Genomic DNA, 23,046 nt, shown 5'->3' with positions numbered 1-23,046 from the left:
TATGACGGATGAACTGGAATTGTTAAAAAGAGATTGGCAGAAAAAAGAAGCGGAACTGCCTACCTTATCGTATGCGGAAATTCACAAAATGATTTGGAAAAAGTCTTCCTCTATCGTAAAATGGATACTAATCATAAGCATTTTAGAGTTTACGCTACCGCAACTATTGTTATTTGCTCCGCCGATGGATGAGGCCATGCAGATTTACGACTACATTGGTGTTTCTAATTATCTGTTTGCCCTCTCTTTGGTTATCTATGCCGTAGCCATTTATTTTATAGTTCAGTTTTATCGAAGGTATACCGAAATATCAGTGTTGGACAACTCCAAAAATCTGATGAAAAAAATCCTAAGGACCAGAAAAACGGTAAAGCACTATGTATTGTTTTCGCTTTCTATGATTCTGGTTACTATTATCATTATGCTTGTAGGAGTCTATTTAAATGAGGACATTGCTCATATAGTTCCAGAACTAAAGGGTAAACTTGAAAACATCTCATCAGATAAGCTCAAAATTACAATAATGCTAACTATAGGTTTAATCGGTATTTTACTCACCGTAGTAATGGCATGTGTTTACTTTTTACTCTATGGACTACTCTTACGAAAACTGAATAAAAACTATGCCGAACTAAAACAACTTGAATTTTAAGTATTGGTATTACGCCACTTGCGCTCTTTATTGGCTTCCTCATACGCCAACAAATCTTTCTCGGAAATCACCTTTAAAAAAGAGGGATGCTGCTCAATGGCGTACTCTAATTTTTCTATAATAGATTCGGTAGATTCATTCTCATAATCTATATCCAATGGTTCTTTGATGACCATAGACTGTAAAATCCCTTTCTTTTTTATCTGCAGACCTTTTTTATCAAAAGAGCGCCTAAAACCGTCAATAACAACAGGAACCACAATAGGTTTGTATTTTTTAATAATATGCGCGGTACCTTTGCGTATAGGTTTCCAAGGCGTTGTTGTGCCCTGGGGAAATGTAATCACCCAACCATCGTTCAGCGCCTTGCCAATATTTGAGATATCACTCATTTTCACCTGTCGGTTTACATCCTTGCCCTGAGCGCGCCATGTGCGTTCTACACTAATAGAACCCGCGTAGGCCATAATTTTTGTCAACATGCTCTTTCGCATGGTTTCTGCCGCAGCAACATAGTACATATTCAGTTTTGGTTGCCAAATATAACCAAGGTTCTTAATGGAGTTTTCTCGCCCACTTAAACTAGCATTGAAAACATGGAACATGGCCACAACATCGGCAAAATAGGTTTGATGGTTACTTACAAAAAGCACCTTATTCCCTGGTAGGTTACGAATAATGTCGGAACCTTCAATCTCTAATTTATTAAAACGCTTATAGCGCTGATGGGTCATGACCGCAAGAATACGGATAAGCCATTTTTTTACCACTAAAATATGCCCAAAAGGGTTTTTCTTGAACAGTCCCATAGGTGCTAAAGTAAGAAATATGGTTTATAACACTTGTTTTAAAAGCACCTTAATCTCGTTTAACATCATGGCTGTTGCGCCCCATACAATGTAATCGTTTAATTTAAAGGCAGGTACATCAACATTATCGGCATACGAAGTAGTAATATTTTTTATGGTGACACTATCCTCCAACAAAAACTGGGTAAGCGAAACCTCTAAAAGCGCTTCTACCTCAGATTCCTGAATTACAAACGGCTTGGGTTGTTTATATAGGCCGATAAACGGTTGCACATCAAAATTACTAGGAGGAATAAAAATACCTGTCAATTCTTTCAGCACATCGATATCATCTGGGTGTACTCCTACTTCTTCATGGGTTTCCCTTAATGCGGTAATCATGGCATTGGCATCCTCCTTTTCTGCCTTACCACCCGGAAAAGCAACTTGATTGCTATGTACTCCTTTATAGGTTTTTCTCAAAATGAATAACAGATGTGTTTCTGCTTGCTTATTCGGATAAAACAATGCCATCACTGCTGCTTTTCTAGGAGCAACTTTAGTTGATTTTGCCGCTAGCAGCTCATTAATTCTAAATTCCGGAACCATTTTATGGTGCGAAGCTTCTCCGGGTAGTGGCAGATTCTTTATTTTTGATATCCGTTGTTCAAAAATGTGAAAATTCATGTGTTTAAGAGAAATTTGGCTACCCCTTATTTTGACAGGTATACTATTACTAGGCTGTAAAGATAGTCCTAAGAATATAAAAGCAGCAGAAACAGTTGCCCCAACTACTACCGATACCGTTATTTCAGAGGTAGAAAGTACCAAAACCGAGACTGACACCGAGGAAGCGTTTAAACTCACCGAGGAAAACGCCATTAATTTCTTTTTTGAATACCAACAAGACTTAAAAGTAGACAAGGTAAGGATGACGACCAGATTTGGGTCGTTTGTAGTAGAGCTGTATGATAACGTCCCGTATCATAAGGCCAATTTCATTTACCTTACCCGAAAAGGTTATTTCAAGGATACCCAATTTCATAGGATAGTTAAAGATTTCATTATTCAAGGAGGCAATTCCGATGATACCAAAACAGGAAGAAAACGGAGCGATATTGGCAGATATCTATTACCGCCAGATACGCGCAAAGGCCACAAACACCATAGAGGAACTATTTCTATGCCCAGTAGTGAAATTAATAATCCGCACATGTTAGCATCACCTTTTGAGTTTTTTATCGTGGTAACAAATCCAGGTGCCTACCATTTGGATGGTGACTTTACGCCATTTGGCAGGGTTATAGAGGGAATGGATGTAGTAGATAAAATAAATTCACAGCCTATTGACAAAGGCGATTGGCCAGTACAGAATACCTATATCCAAGACGCTGTTGTGATTGAATAATGGGTTTACGGTTCAAGATTCAAAAGTTAGATTTTTCAGCTTCTATTTGCTGCTTAATTATGGTTGTACATTGAACTAAAACCCATAATACTCCCTATAAAACGGCTATATCCCTTGTCCAAAAGTCAGTAGATTGGTGTCTGGATCTAAAATTGAAAATTCTTTTTGACCCCATGGCTTGTATTCTAGTTTTCCGTTGGGGTGTATTTCAACTTGTTTTGAAATAAATGAGTGGTATAACGCATCAATATCATCTGTGCGAATATACACTTGGCCGTAATTTTCTTTTGGATTCAGGGCTTTAAACTCAAAAAAATGAAGCTGAATAGTATCTTTTTCAACCATTAGATAACTATCAAAATCGGCACTTCCAAACTCCCTAAACCCTAATTGGTTGATATAAAATTCCCGGGTTATACTTTTATTACGCATTGGTAATTTAGGATTTATAGCTATTAGCATAACTGTTTATGATTTATGAAATTAAAGAAAATATAGCTATATAAAACTGTCAATCAAGTAATTAAAAAAAGAACTAAAGTTTAGTCCCACATGCAATACGAAGAGGGATCAAATTCAGACTTAGATTCCGGCTCCAAGGTTCAAGTGTCAGTTTTCTAGAAACATTGATAATACTATATATTTATTACTGGTCATTTCATTCGTTATCTACCTTCTGAAACCTGCCCTCTTTTAGCTAAAAATCAATCTTTATAAATATTGGGTAAAGAAATTTTAAAGCGCACGGCCAGCAATCGCATCAAAATAATAGATAGGATTGCGGTAACATAGGCATAAGTAGTATCAAAAGGTAGCTGAATGAGAATAAAATAAATAAGCCCTCCCAAAATACATATCGTTGCATATACTTCCCGTCTAAAAATTACAGGGATTTCATTACACAGAATATCGCGAATTACCCCTCCAAAACTAGCTGTAATCGTGCCTAAAATAATACACATTACGGGAGAAAGTCCAGCATTTAAACCCTTCTCTACCCCTACCATCGTGTACAAACCTATACCAATGGTATCAAATAGAAAAAGCGATTTTCTAAAATACCTCAACTGTTTTACAAATAGAATCGTAGCAATAACAGTTACCGTAATCGTGATAAGATAAACTGGTGTCGTCATCCATCCCACAGGTGTATTTCCGATTAAAAAATCTCGAAGGGTGCCACCACCTATTGCGGTGACAAAAGCGATAATCAATACCCCAAAAAGGTCCAGTTTTTTTTCCATCGCTACTAAAACACCGGATATGGCAAAGGCAACCGTTCCTAAAATATCAATGACCAGATAAAACATACGTTATAGTTGTTGGGTGTAATAGTTATAATCTTTGATGATAATATCCACAAAATCTGTTGGATGTAGCTCTGTGGTAATCCGAGTAACCTTTTTTATACGGGTACTAAGGGATAGTATTACATTATGGTTCCCGTTGCGTTTGGCTTTATCATATAGGTCTTTTATCGTTCCCATCTCGGTATCGTTAAATACGGTAACCTGTGAAAATTGGGGAACATAATCTACCGGTAACTCCCTAAGTAAGGTATCCTTTAAAAAAATACGCTTCTTTTCGCTTATTACCGTTGTACCTGCCGCGATGTCACCTACGCGCTGCCCTTTTCCGCGCATTAGAATAGTGAATACCGCAACCCCGCCAGAACTTATAGAAACATCGACAATCCTCAAAATCCAACGGATAAAATAACTTGAAAAACCCGGTTTGGAGCCATCCAGTTTCACCACCCTTATCTGCATCAAATATTTCCCTATCGTCTTCCCGTCCATAAAGGTTTCAAACAACAAATAATACAGGAAAGCAGGCAGGCCAACCACCATAAAAATAGCCCATTGATCTCCGGAGTCCACATCCAAGGTCAAAAGAAGCCAAATCATAAGCACATAGTAGATAACTATGACAAGGGTATCAATAATAAAAGCAAGCATACGATCGCCCAAGTGTGCCGTATTTTGATCTATACTTATATTTTGAGCCGTTTCTATTTGAAATTGTTCCATTCTTTCGTTTCTTTGATACAAACCTCAAAGTTAATGCGCGAAGCCGCTTTTGTAAAGCAAAATAAGGACAAATGGTCAACTTTTGAAAGCGCTTTGGCTAACAAAACGGATATAGCTCCCGATCTATTGTCCGATTTATATGTTGAGATTACCGATCACCTCAGCTACGCAAAGACCTTTTACCCTACCAGCAATACGGAACGGTACTTAAATTCTTTGGCTTCACAAGCGCATCAAAAAATCTATAGGACCAAACGCGAGTCTAAAAATAGAATTTTCAGTTTTTGGAAAACGGAATTCCCCTTGTTATTTAAACACCATCACCGAGAGCTGCTTATTGCATTTTTGGTATTCATCTTCTTTACGTTCGTAGGGGCATTTTCCGCCGCAAACGAAGGGGATTTTGTACGTTCTATCCTTGGAGACGGTTATGTGAACATGACCTTGGAAAATATAGAAAAGGGCGATCCTATGGCGGTCTATAAACAAATGGGCGAGTTCAATATGTTCATGGGTATAACCATCAACAACATACGCGTAGCGCTTATGGCCTTTGTGTACGGATTTTTGCTAGGTATTGGTACCCTTATGGTAATGCTACAGAATGGTATAATGTTGGGTAGTTTTCAGTATTTCTTTTACGAAAAAGGGCTATTATGGGAATCTATGCGTACGATTTGGATACATGGCACCATAGAGATATCGGTGATTATCATTGCCGGATGTGCCGGTCTTGTATTGGCCAATGGCATGCTGTTTCCCGGTACGTACACCCGATTGGAATCCTTTAAACGAGGGGTTAAAAACGGACTTAAAATTATGCTGAGTACCGTCCCGTTTTTTATTATCGCAGGATTTTTGGAAGGCTTTGTCACCAGACATACGGAAATGCCGGACTGGCTTGCCATACTGATCATTACAAGCTCTCTAGCGCTTATTGTTTATTACTATATCATTTACCCATACCGGGTTAAGGCAACGGACATTGATTCTCAGGTAGCGTTTTAGTTGGCAACAGCAGTTGGTGTTTGTGAATAAAAGTGATACGTGATAAAGATTGAAATACTTGGACTACGTAAGATTGAGAACTATAAATTAACCAAAAAACATGAAGAGCAATTATATTGAATTTAAAAAACAACGTGAGCTAGGTGAAATTTTGTCGGACACCTTTGCCTTTTTCCGTAACGAGTTTAAACCTTTTTTCAACACATTTTTTAAGATTGTAGGACCCTTTTTGGCGGTTATGGTCGTTTCTTTGGTGGCCTACCTCTATTTTGCCGGGAACACCTTAAACCTACTGCTGTTGGATACCAATATGGATGTAACCAACCTTGCTACTATTGCACTTGTTGGCTTTGTATACATTTTGTCCATTGTTGCTGTATATACGATGTCTCAATCCACCGTTTTGCACTATATAAAATCCTATTCGAATGGAAAAGGAACTACCGATTTTGAAACCATACGAAAAGAAGTGTATGACAGTTTTTGGAGTTTTATAGGTCTTGGTATCATGGTCGGACTTTCTGTTTTCTTGGGCCTAATGATCTGTATTCTCCCAGGTATCTACCTGTACGTTCCCCTGTCCCTTACATTTTGTATTCTCGTTTTTAATCGGATGAACGCATCCGACGCTTACAGTTACAGTTTTAATCTAGTAAAGGATGAATGGTGGATGACCTTTGCAACCATCTTCGTCATTGGTATTATCATCGGTATCGCCACCTATGTTTTTGCCATACCTACAGCGATCTACCAATGGATCAAGATGGGTGTTTTTTCCGGAGAGATCGATGCAGAGGGTGTAATGGATATCTTTAAAGATCCTATTTATATTCTTTTGAACGTCATTGGTACCGTAGCCCAGTTTTTACTTAATCTAATTGGCATTATCGCCGGTGCCTTTATTTATTTCAACCTTAACGAAAAAAAGAATTTTACCGGTACCTACGAGCGTATAGCAAACCTTGGCGAAATACGAGACAACTAGGCATGCAGAAAAGGTTCGTACTTGGATTGATGTGTTTTCTTGTAGGTGCCGCTTTGTGGGCACAGGACAGTATTGCTACGGTTAAGTATGACACATCCGCCATCGACACAAAACACATTGATGCGAACCAACTAGAGGAATTTAGAAACAATCCGGATTTTGACTACGAAATTGTAAAAAGTGCTGCACCAGATTGGTGGGTGTCGCTTAAAAATTGGCTAGGCAACATGCTTATCAAATTCTTTGAATGGCTATTTGGTATCGAAAAAGCTGCTGGGGCATTAAGCATCTTTCTAGAAATACTCCCCTATGTACTTTTGGCAGTCCTTGTATTTATCTTGATCAAGTTTTTCTTAAACGTGAATGCCAGGGCCGTTATCCATACCAAAAAGAACCAAGCCATCGTTAATCTATCGGAGGAAGAGCATATTATAAAAAACGAGGACATACAGCAGCTTATTCAAAACGCGCTAGATCACAAAGATTATCGTTTGGCGGTTCGCTACTATTACCTATATCTGCTGCAGTTGATGAACGAAAAGGAGTTGATTACATGGGAGTTGCAAAAAACGAACGAGGACTATACAAAAGAGCTACAACAACCGGAATTGGTACAACCCTTTGCTGCAAGTACGCGCCTTTACAACTACTTCTGGTATGGGGAATTTCCTATAGACGAATCTAAATACCGTAAAGCGGAAATCGATTTTATCACCCTTAAGACCCTGCTAGACCATGGGTAAAACAGGAACAATATATCTGGGTATCGCTGTACTTACGTTGGCTGCGTTTATGCTCTTGCAATATAGCAAGCCAAAGGAAATTAATTGGTTTCCGTCCTATGTGGCCAGTCATAAAATTCCCTACGGCACCATAGTATTCAATACGGTTATGGAGAATCTTTTTCCGACTCAACTACAACAGGTCTATGGCCCACCTTTCGAATTTATAAACCAAAATGATAGTATAAGCGGTAGCTATGTATTTGTAAATAATGACATACAGTTCAACAAAGAAGAGTTAAACGCACTATTGGCCTGGACCAGTAAGGGGAATACCCTGTTTGTTGCCTCCAAAAGCTTTGAAGATGAACTATTGGATACCCTTGATTTAGGGGTGGCAAACATCTATGGCGGATTTGAGATAAATCAAAAACAAAGACATAGACTGGTAAATCCTAACTTACGGCATTCGGACTCCATAACTTTTGAACGGGATACCAGCACTCCTTATTTTGTAATGTTCGACACACTGCAAACAACCATTTTAGGACAGGTAATAACGCAGGAGGACATTACTACCCTAAAAGAAATAAATGTAATGCAACATCCTTTTGGCGAGGGGAATATTATCCTCACCACCTTTCCAGAGGCCTTTACCAACTATTTTATGCTCAAGGATAACAACAACGAGTATACGGCAGGATTGCTTTCCTATTTGGACGATAGCAGGCCAATTTACCTTGACAACCATTACAAGAGCGGAAAGTCTTTTTACACCTCGCCCATGTATATATTCCTAAATACAAAAGAACTGAAGTGGGCCTATTACATTGCCTTGTTCGGGGCATTGTTATACGTAGTTTTAGAGGGTAAACGCAAGCAGCGCGCTATCCCTGTAGTTTCGCCAATACCCAATAGAACCATGGCTTTTACCCGCACCATATCCGATATGTACTTTGTGCAGCGCGACCAAAAGTCTATTGCCGAGCATAAGATAAACTACTTTCTGGATTGGCTACGCACGCACTATTATTTAGGAAACATATCCCATGAAGACGAATTCTATAACAGTATTGCCAGTCGTAGTGGCCACTCAATCGAATTCGTGACCAAGATATTCTCCTTTATGGAACAGGTTAGAAATAGCGACCGGCTAACCGACGAAGATCTAATAAAACTAAATTCCCTATTACAAAAATTTAAATCGAATACAGATGGAAAATAACGAACAACAATCGAATGATCTCGATTTTAATAGCAGGATACCTTTAGAGGGACTACTTAAAGCGGTTGAAGACATAAAAGCAGAACTGGGAAAAGTAATCATTGGCCAAGAAAATTTTATAGAACTACTCATCGTCTCCCTGTTGGTAGATGGCCATGTATTAATAGAGGGTGTGCCCGGTGTGGCGAAAACCATCACTGCAAAATTATTTGCCAAAACCCTAAAGACCGATTTTAGCCGAATACAGTTTACTCCGGACCTAATGCCAAGCGATATTTTAGGAACGTCCATATTCAATGTAAAAACATCGGAATTTGAGTTCAAGAAAGGTCCCATATTTTCCAATATCGTACTTATCGATGAAATTAACCGAGCACCGGCAAAAACACAGGCCGCTATGTTCGAGACTATGGAAGAGCGCCAAGTAAGCATGGACGGTACCACCTATCCCATGGCATTACCCTTTATGGTATTGGCCACACAGAACCCAATAGAACAAGAAGGCACCTATGCCCTACCCGAGGCACAGTTGGACCGCTTTCTGTTTAAGGTAAAAGTAGATTACCCAAACGTAGACGAAGAAGTACTGATTCTAAAGACCCATCACGACCGCAAGGGGAAGCTGCCCTTAAAAGAGATAAAAAACATACTAACCCCAAAAGCGCTACTAGGTTTTAAAAGTCAGATTCAGGAAATTGTAGTAGAGGAAAAAATATTCCGGTACATTGCGGATATCATTATAAAAACTAGAAACCATCCACATTTATACTTGGGCGGATCCCCCAGGGCCTCTATCGCAGCATTGAACAGTGCAAAGGCTTTTGCGGCCATTAACGGTAGGGATTTCGTTACCCCAGAGGATGTTAAAAAGGCATTGGTACCAGTACTGAATCATAGGGTTATCCTAACGCCAGAACGCGAAATGGAGGGAATGACCACCGAAAGCGTGGTACAGATGATTACCGAAAGTGTAGAAATACCCAGATAAATGCAATTCCTAAAATCATTCTACATACATAATACATTTTTTAGGTACTTGGCCGTACTGAGCGCATGCTTTATACTTTCGTTCTGGTTCACTTGGTTGTATACGATTGCTTGGCTATTGATATGGGTATTGGTAGCCGCTTTTTTGCTCGATGTTTTTCTGCTCTACGGCACCGGAAAAGGAGTGGATGCCAAACGGATACTACCTAAAAAATTATCTAACAGTGATTTGAATCCCATCCGTCTACACGTTGAAACTTTTTATCCCTTTAAAACGAACATAAGCCTAATTGACGAACTTCCGCAGCAGTTTCAAAAAAGGGATTTTCTAATTATAGCGACCGGAATTAAGGGTGAAAAACAGATTTTTGACTATAACGTAAGACCTGTGGACCGGGGCGAATATGTATTTGGGAATCTAAATGTGTATACGGCCTCCCCTTTGCGAATCGTAAAACGGCGGTTTGTTTTTCAGAAAGACCAGATGGTGCCCGTTTATCCATCCATTATACAAATGCAACAGTACGATTTTTTGGCCATCAATAATCGGCTGTCCAACATAGGCCTTAAAAAAATAAGAAAACTGGGCCACACACAGGAGTTTGAACAAATTAAGGAATATGTACCGGGAGACGACATACGTACCCTAAACTGGAAAGCAACGGCAAAGCAGCATCAATTGATGGTAAACCAATACCAAGACGAAAAATCACAACCCGTGTATTCCATTATTGATACCGGTAGGGTAATGAAAATGCCCTTTAACGGACTTAAATTATTGGATTATGCCATAAATAGTGCCCTGGCATTTGCCAACGTAGCTTTAAAACGACACGATAAAACTGGCTTAGTGGCTTTTTCCAAAGAAATAGAATCCTACTTGCCAGCGGTACAAAAACCTACCTATCTTAATAACATTCTAGAAAATCTGTATAATATAGATACGGAATTCACCGACTCCGATTTTGGGACCTTATACGGCCATGTAAAGCGAAAAATAAACCAACGAAGCCTTTTGCTGCTCTATACTAATTTTGAGCATATATCTGCCCTAAAACGGCAACTCCCCTATTTTTTGGCCTTGGCAAAAAAGCATGTCCTAGTGCTTATCTTTTTTGAAAATTCTGAACTGGAAAAATTAATTGCGACAGATGCCGAGGACCTTCAGGCTATTTACCATAAGACCATTGCCGAAAAGTTTTCCCTAGATAAAAAACTGATGCAAAAAGAACTGCAGCGCTATGGCATACAGACGATTCTTACCAAACCGGAAGAATTAACCATTAATACAATTAACAAATATTTGGAAGTAAAGGCTAGAGGTCTATTGTAGTGCGAAATTAATAAGATGATTGGCCTGTATGGCAGCGCCAATATCACCGGAACCCGTTTCAACACTGAAAACAAAGTCGGTGTTGACCCTTTTTAGATTAAAGGCCACCGGAGGACAACCACAGCGCTTGCCGCTACCACGTCTACTGTCCAACACCATGTCCATGACCAAACCGGATAATACGCCGCCTATTGCCGTGTAAATAATATCATCGTTTTCCCATACCGCACCCCTAGACTGGTCATAGGTTTCCTTTGCCAGGCCCGCAGCAAGGCTACTACCCACAGCTCCAGCCCACATCCAACCACGACGGCCTTTGAATACTTTGTGAGCGGCATATCCGCCAGCGGCGCCTATAACTACGCCGGCACCTAGATGCTTCGCGGCATTCTCGGTAGCTTGGCCTTTGGCCTGTATACAGAACAGTAGCAACAATACAATAAAGGAAATCCTTTTCATTTTCAAGACACTTTTTACGCCAACTGTAGTAACGCAATAATCGCTACTAAATTTTACCATCACTGGTAATTCGTATGGCAGTAAAACAACGAAAAGCCACCACTACCCTACTTTTACATCGGTATTCGTATTTTGACCGATGATTTGTATTTTTTATCGATGCTTTTACTTTTGATAGGTGTACGAATTTTATGAACTTTACGGCTACAAACAAAACAAAGAGCAGCCATGAAAACAATCCTCCATAAAGCAGATACCAGAGGCCATGCAAACCATGGCTGGCTTAACTCCTACCACAGTTTTAGTTTTGCCAATTACCATGACCCAGAGCGGATGAACTTTGGGGTCTTACGCGTGCTTAACGATGATACCGTAGCAGGGGGAAGGGGTTTTGGCACCCACCCTCACCGTAATATGGAAATCATCTCCATTCCCCTGCAAGGCGACCTAAAACATATGGACGATATGGGAAATTCCACTGTGATAAAAGAAGGAGATATACAGGTGATGAGTGCTGGTACTGGAATTGCACACAGCGAATACAACAAAAATGCGGATGAGGAAGTAAAGTTCCTTCAAATTTGGGTAATTCCAAATACTCAGAATGTCACACCACGTTACGACCAGATTTCTATGAAAGCAATCCTTACCGATAATAGTTTTAATCAAATCCTATCCCCTAACAAGGATGATCAAGGCGTATGGATTCACCAAGATGCATGGTTTCATTTAGGGGTGTTTGACACCAACAAAAGCGACACATATACAGTACGTCGAAAAGGAAATGGAGTATACCTATTTGTTTTGGAAGGAGCACTTAACATTAACGGGCAAAAATTAGGGAAACGTGATGGCTTTGGTATATGGGACACTACAGAGGTTCCGTTAACCGCGACGACGAAAGCTAGGGTACTGATAATGGAAGTTCCGATGCAGGTATAACTATTAGTTTGCATTTTTAATCTATCGGGGCATAACCTAATAGCGCATGGGGTAGTATTGGAAATGTGTCTTGTAGCTAGCAAAGGCTCGGCCTTTATGTTAGGCCAGTAGCTATATGAAAACGCATAGTCTATGTTTCACGACTTTTAAAAAGGACATAAAGAAGCTATGTAACTATTTGCCATAGTGCGTTATAGTTGTTTAAATAATTTCTAAAAAATCGAGTGGACTTTTAACGTTTAACAAACTTTTATTGGACGCCTGCGTGTATATCATCGTAGTCTTGATGGTGTTATGTCCCAGCGGTCCTTGGATAACCCGTTAATCTGCACCCACTTTAAAGGTGCGGTGCAACTACAAAGCATACCGACCATAAAAAAAGGGATTTTACGCTCTCACGATATTCAATGTATGCCTTCCCCTCAGTCGTAACTTGATTATCGGAGGAAGGAACGGCTCCTATTAAAATACTATGAATACATGCAGCCAAGACCCGGGGAGCTACTCGATGAGGAATCCAACCAGCATGAACTACGTATAAACCTAACGGGGAATTTTAAAAGCTCAAAGCGTGGCGACCAAATTGCAAAATACATAGTATATTTATAAACGACACAAAGACCCTAAAGCAAACAACCGATTACTAAAACGCCCCGCTCGCTTTACACAGAGGCGGTTGTGCTTTATTTGAAAAATGACGCAGAATTCTAAATACACAAAAGTTGACTTTCTCCAATATCCAATACTTGCCCGTAGACCGAAAATAAAGAATGATTAGAAATAAAAAAGCCAAATGGATTGTAAGAGCGTTATTGCTTGTTGGAACAATTGTTTCAATGTTTTTCGTACCATGGATTTTGGTAAAGGCATGGGTTTTACCCCTACCCGACACAATTCAGGAACAGGTAGATGAGGCAATTGGGCATGGATTTGATGGAATGATAATTTACGTAGACCAAGCAGGAAAACCACCGGCATTTTTCACGGGAGGTTGGAACAATAGACAAAAGAAAATACCTGCGGACCCAAATTCATTATTCAAAATTGCCAGTATTAGCAAATTATATACCGCTGTAGCTGCTACTAAATTGGTCAGAGAAAAGCGTTTGTCTTTTGATAAAACACTCACTGATTATCTTCCAGAGCTTAGAAATAGGATTGAAAATGCTGAAGAAATTACCTTGAGGATGATGATTCAACACCGTTCTGGTATTCCAAATTTTACAGATAATCCAGCGTACTGGGAAAACGAACAGGAAAATGGCAAAAATGCCTTGGATTTTGCTCTCGACCTACCAGCCAGTTTTAAACCTAATGGAGGATATGAATATTCAAACACGAATTATTTATTGCTTCGTAAGATTATGGATGATGTTTTAGGGTATAGCCACAATCAGTATATCAAAGAGAAAATATTGATTCCCCTAAAGCTGAAAAACACCTTTTTTTCGATTACCGAAGTCGATTTAGATGATGTTATGAGTGGCTATTATGTGGGTCATGAAGAAGATTTTAAAGCTCGTGAATATGGAATGTTGGCCACAGCAGAAGATGTGGGTATATTCTTGCGAGCCTTAAATGATGGTTCCGTATTTGATCAAGGCGAAAAGGCAATCTATCCTTATGAATATAATCATGGAGGTTTGGTTGTTGGTTATCAAAGCCTTGCAGAATACCACAAAGATATTGACGCGATAGTGGTTCAATTTATCAATACCACAGATTTTGCTGGTTATGAATGGAACTTATCGGAAATAACAATTAACCGAATTTTAAAAATCATTAGAAGAAAAACTAGCCACAATAAATAATATAGTGCATTTGGTAGCAGTTGAAAAACATAATGGTAACCTTAAAGACTGGTGCATTGAAATGCTAAACGCACCAAGTTCAAACCGTTAGGTGCAAATTGAATAAACGAACTAAAACAAGAAATTTAAACATTACTAACGATGGATTTTCTAAATAAATTATTGGGAATTGACCCAAACTATATTGTTATTGGATTAATTGCCTTCTTTTTTTCTTTAGAACAAATACTAACGTCACCTTTTAGTTTTAAAAAAAGAATCAATCACCTATTTCAAAATGTGTTGTTCCAAATTTTGCTTGTGATTATGAACCTATTTTTTGTTACGTTTCAAGTTTTTTCAATTGAATGGTTAAATGCAAATAGCATTGGACTTCTATATCTGCTTGAATTGCCTATTTGGGCTAAACTTTGTATTTCTGTTGGGTTGTATGACATTACAGCTTATTGGATTCATAGAGGAACTCACAAAATTCCGTTACTCTGGAGATTTCATAGAGTACATCACAGCGATACAACAATGGATTCTTCAACGGTTTTTCGCTTTCATCCCATTGAGCTAATTCTTGTATTTGGAATTGGAAATATAATTACTGCTGCGCTATTTGGAACAGATGTTTTTTCTATGGCATTGTATTATTTCATTCTTTATTTATTCTTCTTTTTCGAACATTCAAATCTTAATTACCCAAAATGGTTGAATTCGTCTTTACGATTATTATTTGTAATGCCCGACCATCACAGAGTCCACCATCAACAAGACCAGATTTATACAGATTCAAACTATGCAGATATATTTATTATTTGGGACAGATTATTTGGAACCTTTAAAATGATGCCAATAGAAGATATGAAATATGGACTAGCGGAATTTGATTCGGATGAAAAACAATCATTCCTCTATTTGATTAAAAGCCCCTTTATAAATATTAAACGAATTAATTCTGACAAGAAAACCAAATAAAAAACCAAATACCTATGATAAAAAAAATCTTACTTATGCCAATAGGGATAGCTCTTTTTCTTTCCTGCACAGAATCTGAAAAATTGAATCCATCAACGGTTTATTACAATGGTGATATTATTACTATGGTTGGTGATTCACCCCATTATGTTGAGGCAATAGTAGCGAAGGATGGGGAAATTATTTTTACAGGTTCTGGTGAAGAAGCAATGGCAATCGCTGGAAAGGGTCACAATATGATTAATTTAGAAGGAAAAACACTGGTTCCTGGATTAATTGATGGTCATGCCCATTTTGCCAATTTTGGTGCACAAGCTATCGGTGCCCAATTATTAGCTTCACCAGACGCCAATGTTGATGATATGGATACTTTAATTTCAGTTCTAAAGGAATGGAATACGCCTGAAAACAGAGCATTGACCGGCTGGATATTTGGTACTGGTTTTGATGATTCTGTTCTAAAGGAAAAAAGATTTCCTACTAAACACGACTTGGATAAAGTAAGTACAGAGTTTCCAATTATGATAACACATATTTCAGGTCACTTTGCCGTAGTAAACTCAAAGGGATTAGAAGAATTGGGAATTGATGAGAATAGTAAAAACCCTGAAGGGGGAATCATAAGACGTGAAAACGACTCTACAGAACCAAATGGTGTATTAGAAGAGCTAGCTGCAATTCCTTATATGTTGCAAGCTATTGCACCCAAATCTAAGGAAGCAATAATGAGGTTTTTCGAAGCAGGACAAGAAATGGCTTTATCCTTTGGATACACGACTGCTCAGGAAGGAAGAGCCATGCAAAATCATGAAATGCTAGTTGCAATGGCTGAAAATGAGAAATACAAAATTGATGTGGTAAGCTATATAGACTATGCATTTGTAGACCAATACATGGATAGTAAATGGAACAGTAAAACCTATACTAATAAATATAGAATTGGTGGAATGAAAGTAACATTAGATGGTTCGCCACAAGGTAGAACTGCTTGGAGAACTGAACCCTACCTTATTCCACCAGAAGGAATGCCTCATGACTATAGTGGTTATCCAGCAATTCCAAATGATAGTGTACTTACTTCCATATTTGAAAAAGGCTTTAAAAATAATTGGCAGATTTTATCCCATACTAATGGCGATGCTGCAATTGATCAGTTTATTAGGACCATGAAACCATTGCAAGAAAAATATGGTAATGAAAATAGACGTGATGTTATAATTCATGGGCAATATATCCGTGAAGACCAACTAGACAAAGCTAAAGAAATGAAAATGATTGCGTCATTATTTCCATTACACACGTTCTATTGGGGAGATTGGCATACTCAATTAATAGGTGATTCTTTGGTTCAAAATATAAGTCCTGTAAACTCAGCATTAAAAAAAGGTATGGACATAACTATTCATACAGATGCACCAGTTGCATTACCTAATTTAATGCGCGTTTTGTGGACAGCGGTAGAACGGACCTCTCGTTCAGGAAAAGTCATTGGTCCAGATGAGAGGTTAACACCTTACCAAGCATTGCAAGCCATAACCATCTGGTCGGCTTACCAACACTATGAGGAAGATAACAAAGGAAGTCTTGAAAAAGGAAAACTCGCAGATTTTGTGATTTTAGATAAAAATCCATTAAAGGTAAATCCTGAAAACATTAAAAACATACAGGTCTTAAAAACAATTAAGGAGGGAGAAATTGTTTTTGAAAAATAATTATTTCAAATAATGGCTATATGTGATTGCTTGTTCTTGCCTACTTCTGAAAATCCTCGCGGAATTTCAGTTTGGTGTGTATATGCAAACTTAATTGCCAAACTAAGCAACCACCCAGAACCGAGACCCTTGTAAGAAATGTTGAAAACCCGGAAACCAAGTGCAAAAAACAATATTTGAAATTACCAAAATGGACTGCCCTTCCGAGGAAAATCTAATCCGAATGAAATTGGACGGAATTTCAAGTATTGCGAATTTGGACTTTGATATTCCAAAGCGAAAATTGACTGTTTTTCACAGTGGAGAACTCGACCAAATCGAAAAGTCAGTTATCGAACTGAATTTAGGCGGGAAAAAAGTCTCGACAGAACAGACGAACCAAACGGAATTTAAAGAAAATACAAATCAAAAAAAGCTACTTTGGTCCGTACTTGCCATAAATTTTGCCTTTTTCATTATCGAGATGACGACAGGGCTATTCTCAAAATCTATGGGACTTGTTGCAGACAGTTTAGATATGCTCGCAGACAGTTTCGTTTATGGAATTAGCTTGTTTGCGGTTGGGGGAACGTTGATTAAGAAAAAGCGGATTGCAAAACTTGCTGGATATTTTCAAATAACACTTGCGTTTATTGGATTCGTAGAAGTTTTAAGAAGATTTTTTGGAGATGAGAAACTTCCCGATTTTTCGACAATGATTATCGTTTCGATTTTTGCACTTATGGCAAACGGAATTTGTCTTTATATTTTGCAAAGGTCAAAGAGTAAGGAAGAGGCACATATGAAAGCAAGTATGATCTTCACCTCCAATGACGTGATAATTAATTTAGGAGTCATAATCGCAGGAATTTTGGTAAATTGGTTGAGTTCGAGTAAACCTGATTTGATCATCGGAACAATCGTTTTTATTTTAGTAATTCAAGGTGCGTTTAGGATACTTAAATTGAGCAAGTGAGCGAAAAATACAGCTCACAAGAATGTATGTAAAATATAGCTATTACAGGATTTTCAAGAGGTTTTGTATATATTTAAAGATAGCCAAATTTAAAAATTTGGCTTTTATATAAATAAGGATAAAAAGAAAAGATCGGCTCATGCTAAATCCTAAAAATTAGCGTCTTTTTACACGCTACATTGCATACACAATACCGTAAACGATAATACAAAAAAAATCGAGATTAATGAGAAAGTTCGGAATTATAACATTGATTTTTACAAGCGTTTTAATGAGTTGCAATACGGATAAATCAAAAAAGAAAATTGAAAACCCAGAATTCAGCACAACCGAAAAGAAAACAGATACGCTGACAAAACATCTAAAACCTTTTAAATCGGAATTGCTTACAATCGGACTTTTGATGTATAACGGAGTACTACAAAGTGAAGTTATTGCATCCTCAGATGTTTTTGCTAAACCGACCGAAGATGGAAAACAACTGTTCAATGTTGTTTCAATAGCAGAAACTGAAAATCCGATCACGACCGAAGAAGGAATGCACTTTATTCCTGATTACACATTTGAGAACTGCCCAAAATTAACAGCGCTGTTCGTGCCAAGTGCCTATGATATGTATGCGCAGGTTCACAACGAAAAAATTATTACGTTCATAAAACAGAAAAATATGGAAACCGAATATACGGTTAGTAATTGCGCGGGAGCCCAACTAATAGGAAAATCTGGAATTGCGGACGGGAAGAAAATCGTAACGTGGATAGGTGGCGGCGAACAATTACAAAAAGACTATCCGAATTTAAAGGTACAAAACGACAGCTTAGTGACTTTTGTTAGAGACGGTAAGTTTTTGTCTTCCAATGGAAATTTGGCAAGCTATATAGCTGCGTTGGAATTGGTTGAACTAATGACAAATAATGAACATAGGACGTTTGTAGAAAGTTATTTATATCTCGACCGACTTCAAAATTGGAACGAATAAGTACTTTGGGTTACAATGTATATAACAAATAACGTAAGTCTCTTCTAATATTAAGGCTCGGTTATTTTTAGGAAGTCGCTAACTTTATAAACTCGGCTTGGGTTCTCATGAAAAGTTCTTGCTTTTTTTCAGCGCTACTTTTCTAGTACGGAGTCGGTCGCTACAATATGGCAGCATGAAACTACCAGAATTATACAAGAAATGGAATGTAGATAAAGACTACACCTCCATTGGATTATTCAGAGAATTGAAAAAGAAATTTAATATAGATAAAGTTTTTTATCCAGGTAGTTACGTGCACATAACTCCTTCATTGATATTTGCAAATGTCACTTACGCTGATTCTTTTAATAATACATTTAAGTTTTATGAAAGTGCCAACGTACTTGAATATTTAAAGAAAACTAAAGAATATCCGGAAAAACCAAGAATCAGATTTTATCAGCAAGACTACAACAAACCGTTTAAAGAGTTGACCGAAGAATTTGATTTGGTGCTTTCCCAATATGCAGGATTTGTTGGACAATCTGTAAAAACCTACCTGAAGAAAGGTGGTCTTTTAGTCTGTAATAATTCTCACGGGGATGCCTCTATGGCATCTTTAGATTTGGATTATGAACTCATAGGGGTTTATCGAAGAAAAACGGACAAGGAATTCATTATTTCGGAAAAAAACTTGTTAAACTACATGATACCAAAAAGAGGAGTTAAACCAACAAAAGAACAACTGACTAACACTATGAAAGGAATAGCTTATACAAAAAGTGTTTCTGGATATATTTTTAGAAAGATAAAATAAACATTAGTACAGCAGCGATCAACCTATCCTATAGGTGATACTCCTATCTATACGGACGCACAGGTACCTGTAAGATTATAAGTCCTAACGAACCTGCTCACTTGCCATACAAATGCGAGCCTATCTTTAGATGGTTACCCACGTTGTTCAGTATTACAGATTTTACTACTGTTTTGTTAGCTTGGTTATGTTCCAATCCTTTAAATCTTGTATTCAATAACTCCTAAAGTATATGGTTTGTCGGTTTAACTTCCTAGTAATATTCCGCTCAGCAACTTGCGTGCTACAATTATTTTAACACCTATTATCCTAGTTATACTTGTAAAGAATTTATTGAAAAGGACTAGCCTCTTAACAAATCAGTGGCACTTTATAGTTTCCAACTTCGTTCGTGAATGTCAATCCCTATATATGAATGGGGGGTGGGGGGTAATGCGGTACTATGAGTATTCAAATGTTTAATTTTCGGCTCATTTTAAAGATACTCGAGGTACTTATTTTTAATCGATGCTATACAAAATAACTAATATAGGCTTTCCGCAAGGTTTCTGTATATTTAAGAAGTAAGACAAGTCTTTAAATCTGGCTTTTTGATAAATAAAGCTAAAAAGAAAATTTAAAATTCGGCTTGTGCATAATCCGAAAAGTTGGTGTCTTTTTAATCGCTACGTTCTATATACTAACAGGTAGCAACAAATTGAACGCAATGAAAAAAATAATTTTACTTTTTATCACGCTTGTATTCTTCGGAAATAGCGCTCAAGCACAGGAGAAAGTCTTTTATTCTTCCTTTAGGCCACAAGGATGGGATATTTATTTATCCAAAGATGATGGAAAAAGTTTCTCAAAATTTACAGAACATGAAAGTCTTGATTATGATGCCAAAATTTCACCAGATGGTAAATGGGTGGTGTTTACCTCTGAGCGAAACGGTCGTCCGCAATTGTTTCTTAAAAATATTCGGCAGGAGTCAAATCCAAGACTTTTGGTCACTAGTAATTCTATGCAAGATCAAGTTGACTTTTCACCTGATGGTGAGTGGATAATTTTTGTATCAACTCACCAAGGCAACTCAGATATCTATAAACTACCTTTTTCACCTTCAGATACCTTAGATATTTCGGAGGCAGTTAATCTTACGAATAAGCCAGGGGGTGACTTTAGACCGAAATTTTCAAATGATGGGCAATATATTGCCTTTTCAAGTGACAGAGCACATGAAACCAAACCACTTTCAAGGTTAGTTTTCACCATGCAACGAACAGGTGATATTTATGTGATGAATTCAAATGGTTCGAAACCCGTTAGACTTACAAATTCTGATGACTGGGAAGGAAGTCCGGTTTGGTCCAAAGATGACCAAGAAATCATCTATTATTCAACTGATTATTTGTCTGCCGGCAGAGACAAATCCTTCAAGCTTTTTAAAATGTCGAATACTGGTGAGAATCCTGAGCAAATATCTCCAGATAATTATTCTTGTGTATCGCCTCTAATAAAATCTAATGGTGAAATTCTATTTACAAGTTTTGTAGACGGGCCTAATGGATTTTCTACTCTTGGCCTTAATCCAAAAACACGAAAAATAGACTCGACCCTAGTTCAGCCAATGAATATGTTAAACGTGGACTACCACGACTCAGGGATAATGCTTTATCATGGTGGCGAAACACCTCAACCAGAACCCACCAACCTTAATGATTTTTATGGTGATCTCTTAGTGAAAAATAGTCCACAAATCGTAAACGACCTGCCCAATAAAACACTACTATTCTATGGTGTGAGACGTGCTTTTGCTGCCCCTGCCACACCCAATGGAAAAATTATATATGGAGTATCGGACGTAAATAGCTTTCGCCAAGGTATTGCCCCGATGGCTTATGCGCTCTTATTTATTCCCATACTGGCTATTATTTGGTTGGTAGTGGGTATTGTTTATAGCATTAAAAAGAGAAAGATTATTGCGTTTTGGAAACATCTCATTTTTTCGGTCGTAGCCGTAATGTTTGCACTTTTTTTCATTAAAACAACCGATGACCAATTATTCGCACAAGCGATGCCGCTAGATGTATTAAAACCCTTTTGGATTGGAGTTGCGGTCGTTCTTCTGCTATTGGGCTTTTTGTCCTATTTCCTGTTCAAAAAAAGAAAAAAAACAGAAAACCCAATAGCCGCTTTATATAAACTCTATGCACTCATGTTTATTCCTTATGCATTTGTTGTGCTCTATGCCGGATTGTTCTTGTCCTCGTTTTTTAATACAGAAAAAAACTTTTATGCAGTGGACTATACTGCCAATGAAATTGAACATTTATTTGAGTTTCATCCAGATGGAGACTTCAACCCACAGTTTTCGAATATTATTGACTCTAAGATCACTCCAGATGGAAATTATCTTCAATTTTCGGTGGGTGGTTTTAGAAAAAGTCCGCAAGCTAAAGGGTGTGTGTATCGCTATCATTTGACAGACAAGTCTTTGGAACGTGTGACCGATTTGGAAAGCAATACAGGATTTGCCGACTATTCCGAAGACAATATGGTGATGGTTTACAGAAGCGGTAGAGCCGGTAATATGGATATTTATGTGGAAGAGAATGGTACAACTACCAATATTACAAATAGTCCGGACAAGGAAGCCTTCCCTGTCATTTCATATGATGGCAATAAAATTGCTTACTGTTCAGATGTTACTGGTTTAGATAAGGGGGGTATGGTAAAAACGATGGATATATTTATTACTGAACGTTTAGGCGATGGTTGGAGTGAGCCAAAGCAACTTACTACATATGAAGGTCAGAAAGGGCACGCTCATTTCTCACCTGATGGAGAATGGTTAATTTATACTTCCGAAGAATTTGGTATTAATGATGAACAACCATTAATACAGCCTTTTATTTTTAGCCCTCAAATGTATGGTGAAATTACAGCTATCCGACTTGCCGATGGTGAGAAATTCAGATTAACGCATAATAAGTGGGAAGATGGTGCACCACTTTGGATGAAAGAAAAATAATCAGTTGCTTACAAAACATAAGCTATTTGCATAGTTGATTTACTTGATATTAAGGCGAATTTCGGAGGACACTTTGCTCCACTTTGAAATTCAACGGCATAATGAAGGAACGTAATCTTAATAAGTATGGAACTGATCTGAGACAACCACCGGCACTACAAAGGGATTTCAGTACCGAAACGTTAGGAACACGATAGTAGACCCTTAGCCCTTGTTTAGGTCATACCTCCATAGAAGGGAAAAGGATAAAAGAGTAACATATAATGGTCAAAATC

At 37.9% G+C, this 23,046-nt stretch carries 22 protein-coding genes; 16 read left to right on the top strand and 6 right to left on the bottom strand.

Annotated elements, in window-relative coordinates; genetic code table 11:
- The first annotated feature begins 1 nt into the window (after position 1).
- Positions 2-652: a hypothetical protein gene (locus tag MS6x_RS16415; RefSeq protein ID WP_482603558.1), complete on the top strand. Its 651-nt coding sequence runs from the start codon at positions 2-4 to the stop codon at positions 650-652.
- Here the strand turns inward: MS6x_RS16415 and MS6x_RS16410 are convergent.
- Together MS6x_RS16410 and MS6x_RS16405 are read right to left on the bottom strand one after the other, a co-directional pair.
- Positions 649-1,461, bottom strand: a complete 813-nt coding sequence (locus MS6x_RS16410) for a lysophospholipid acyltransferase family protein (RefSeq protein ID WP_482603556.1) — start codon at positions 1,459-1,461, stop codon at positions 649-651. The two genes, MS6x_RS16415 and MS6x_RS16410, sit on opposite strands and share 4 nt — an antisense overlap.
- Before the next feature lie 24 nt (positions 1,462-1,485).
- Entirely contained in the window at positions 1,486-2,127 is a 642-nt protein-coding gene (locus tag MS6x_RS16405) for an NUDIX hydrolase (RefSeq protein WP_482603554.1), read from the bottom strand.
- Here MS6x_RS16405 and MS6x_RS16400 point away from each other — a divergent pair.
- Positions 2,126-2,848 (top strand): peptidylprolyl isomerase, encoded by a 723-nt coding sequence (locus tag MS6x_RS16400; RefSeq protein WP_482603553.1) that lies wholly within the window; start codon positions 2,126-2,128, stop codon positions 2,846-2,848. The two genes, MS6x_RS16405 and MS6x_RS16400, sit on opposite strands and share 2 nt — an antisense overlap.
- A 105-nt stretch (positions 2,849-2,953) precedes the next feature.
- On the opposite strand, the gene MS6x_RS16395 is transcribed toward MS6x_RS16400, so the two are convergent.
- The 3 genes from MS6x_RS16395 to MS6x_RS16385 form a co-directional block, all read right to left on the bottom strand.
- Positions 2,954-3,310: a bleomycin resistance protein gene (locus MS6x_RS16395; protein ID WP_482603551.1), complete on the bottom strand. Its 357-nt coding sequence runs from the start codon at positions 3,308-3,310 to the stop codon at positions 2,954-2,956.
- A 242-nt stretch (positions 3,311-3,552) separates the two neighbouring features.
- Positions 3,553-4,158 (bottom strand): trimeric intracellular cation channel family protein, encoded by a 606-nt coding sequence (locus MS6x_RS16390; RefSeq protein ID WP_482603550.1) that lies wholly within the window; start codon positions 4,156-4,158, stop codon positions 3,553-3,555.
- Positions 4,159-4,161: 3 nt separating this feature from the next.
- Positions 4,162-4,878: an RDD family protein gene (locus MS6x_RS16385; protein WP_482603548.1), complete on the bottom strand. Its 717-nt coding sequence runs from the start codon at positions 4,876-4,878 to the stop codon at positions 4,162-4,164.
- Positions 4,879-4,911: 33 nt separating this feature from the next.
- Between MS6x_RS16385 and MS6x_RS16380 the strand changes: the two genes are divergently transcribed.
- The 6 genes from MS6x_RS16380 to MS6x_RS16355 all read left to right on the top strand — a co-directional run bounded on the left by MS6x_RS16380 (position 4,912) and on the right by MS6x_RS16355 (position 11,138).
- Positions 4,912-5,886 (top strand): stage II sporulation protein M, encoded by a 975-nt coding sequence (locus MS6x_RS16380; RefSeq protein ID WP_482603546.1) that lies wholly within the window; start codon positions 4,912-4,914, stop codon positions 5,884-5,886.
- A gap of 100 nt (positions 5,887-5,986) precedes the next feature.
- The gene (locus tag MS6x_RS16375; RefSeq protein ID WP_482603544.1) at positions 5,987-6,871 is read left to right on the top strand and encodes a hypothetical protein; all 885 of its coding nucleotides are present in this window, start codon (positions 5,987-5,989) and stop codon (positions 6,869-6,871) included.
- Between the two features lie 2 nt (positions 6,872-6,873).
- Positions 6,874-7,614 (top strand): DUF4129 domain-containing protein, encoded by a 741-nt coding sequence (locus tag MS6x_RS16370; RefSeq protein WP_482603542.1) that lies wholly within the window; start codon positions 6,874-6,876, stop codon positions 7,612-7,614.
- Positions 7,607-8,818 carry a DUF4350 domain-containing protein gene (locus MS6x_RS16365; protein WP_482603540.1) on the top strand — a complete coding sequence of 404 codons (1,212 nt, stop codon included), beginning with the start codon at positions 7,607-7,609 and terminating at the stop codon, positions 8,816-8,818. The genes MS6x_RS16370 and MS6x_RS16365 overlap by 8 nt, the downstream gene beginning before the upstream one ends.
- Positions 8,808-9,806: an AAA family ATPase gene (locus MS6x_RS16360; RefSeq protein ID WP_482603538.1), complete on the top strand. Its 999-nt coding sequence runs from the start codon at positions 8,808-8,810 to the stop codon at positions 9,804-9,806. The genes MS6x_RS16365 and MS6x_RS16360 overlap by 11 nt, the downstream gene beginning before the upstream one ends.
- Complete coding sequence (locus MS6x_RS16355) at positions 9,807-11,138, top strand: DUF58 domain-containing protein (RefSeq protein ID WP_482603536.1); 1,332 nt, start codon at positions 9,807-9,809, stop codon at positions 11,136-11,138.
- Here MS6x_RS16355 and MS6x_RS16350 read toward each other — a convergent pair.
- Complete coding sequence (locus MS6x_RS16350) at positions 11,130-11,597, bottom strand: hypothetical protein (RefSeq protein WP_482603535.1); 468 nt, start codon at positions 11,595-11,597, stop codon at positions 11,130-11,132. The genes MS6x_RS16355 and MS6x_RS16350 overlap by 9 nt on opposite strands.
- A gap of 228 nt (positions 11,598-11,825) precedes the next feature.
- Between MS6x_RS16350 and MS6x_RS16345 the strand changes: the two genes are divergently transcribed.
- The 8 genes from MS6x_RS16345 (at position 11,826) to MS6x_RS16310 (ending at position 22,771) form a co-directional block, all read left to right on the top strand.
- Entirely contained in the window at positions 11,826-12,539 is a 714-nt protein-coding gene (locus MS6x_RS16345) for a pirin family protein (protein ID WP_482603533.1), read from the top strand.
- A 770-nt stretch (positions 12,540-13,309) separates the two neighbouring features.
- Positions 13,310-14,350 carry a serine hydrolase domain-containing protein gene (locus MS6x_RS16340; RefSeq protein ID WP_482603531.1) on the top strand — a complete coding sequence of 347 codons (1,041 nt, stop codon included), beginning with the start codon at positions 13,310-13,312 and terminating at the stop codon, positions 14,348-14,350.
- A gap of 141 nt (positions 14,351-14,491) precedes the next feature.
- On the top strand, positions 14,492-15,313 hold the full coding sequence (locus MS6x_RS16335) for a sterol desaturase family protein (RefSeq protein ID WP_482603530.1): 822 nt from the start codon (positions 14,492-14,494) through the stop codon (positions 15,311-15,313).
- A gap of 14 nt (positions 15,314-15,327) precedes the next feature.
- Positions 15,328-17,025 (top strand): amidohydrolase, encoded by a 1,698-nt coding sequence (locus MS6x_RS16330; protein WP_482603528.1) that lies wholly within the window; start codon positions 15,328-15,330, stop codon positions 17,023-17,025.
- A gap of 160 nt (positions 17,026-17,185) precedes the next feature.
- Positions 17,186-17,980 (top strand): cation efflux transmembrane domain-containing protein, encoded by a 795-nt coding sequence (locus tag MS6x_RS16325; protein ID WP_482603527.1) that lies wholly within the window; start codon positions 17,186-17,188, stop codon positions 17,978-17,980.
- 226 nt (positions 17,981-18,206) lie between these two features.
- The gene (locus MS6x_RS16320; protein WP_482603525.1) at positions 18,207-18,959 is read left to right on the top strand and encodes a DJ-1/PfpI family protein; all 753 of its coding nucleotides are present in this window, start codon (positions 18,207-18,209) and stop codon (positions 18,957-18,959) included.
- Positions 18,960-19,134: 175 nt separating this feature from the next.
- Positions 19,135-19,758: a class I SAM-dependent methyltransferase gene (locus tag MS6x_RS16315; RefSeq protein WP_482603524.1), complete on the top strand. Its 624-nt coding sequence runs from the start codon at positions 19,135-19,137 to the stop codon at positions 19,756-19,758.
- Positions 19,759-20,464: 706 nt separating this feature from the next.
- Positions 20,465-22,771 (top strand): hypothetical protein, encoded by a 2,307-nt coding sequence (locus MS6x_RS16310; protein ID WP_482603523.1) that lies wholly within the window; start codon positions 20,465-20,467, stop codon positions 22,769-22,771.
- Positions 22,772-23,046 lie beyond the last annotated feature (275 nt).

The organism is Maribacter sp. MS6, from assembly GCF_056839185.1.
The sequence above is the reverse complement of the archived record's forward strand: the minus strand, read 5'-3'. Positions and strand labels throughout refer to the sequence as shown.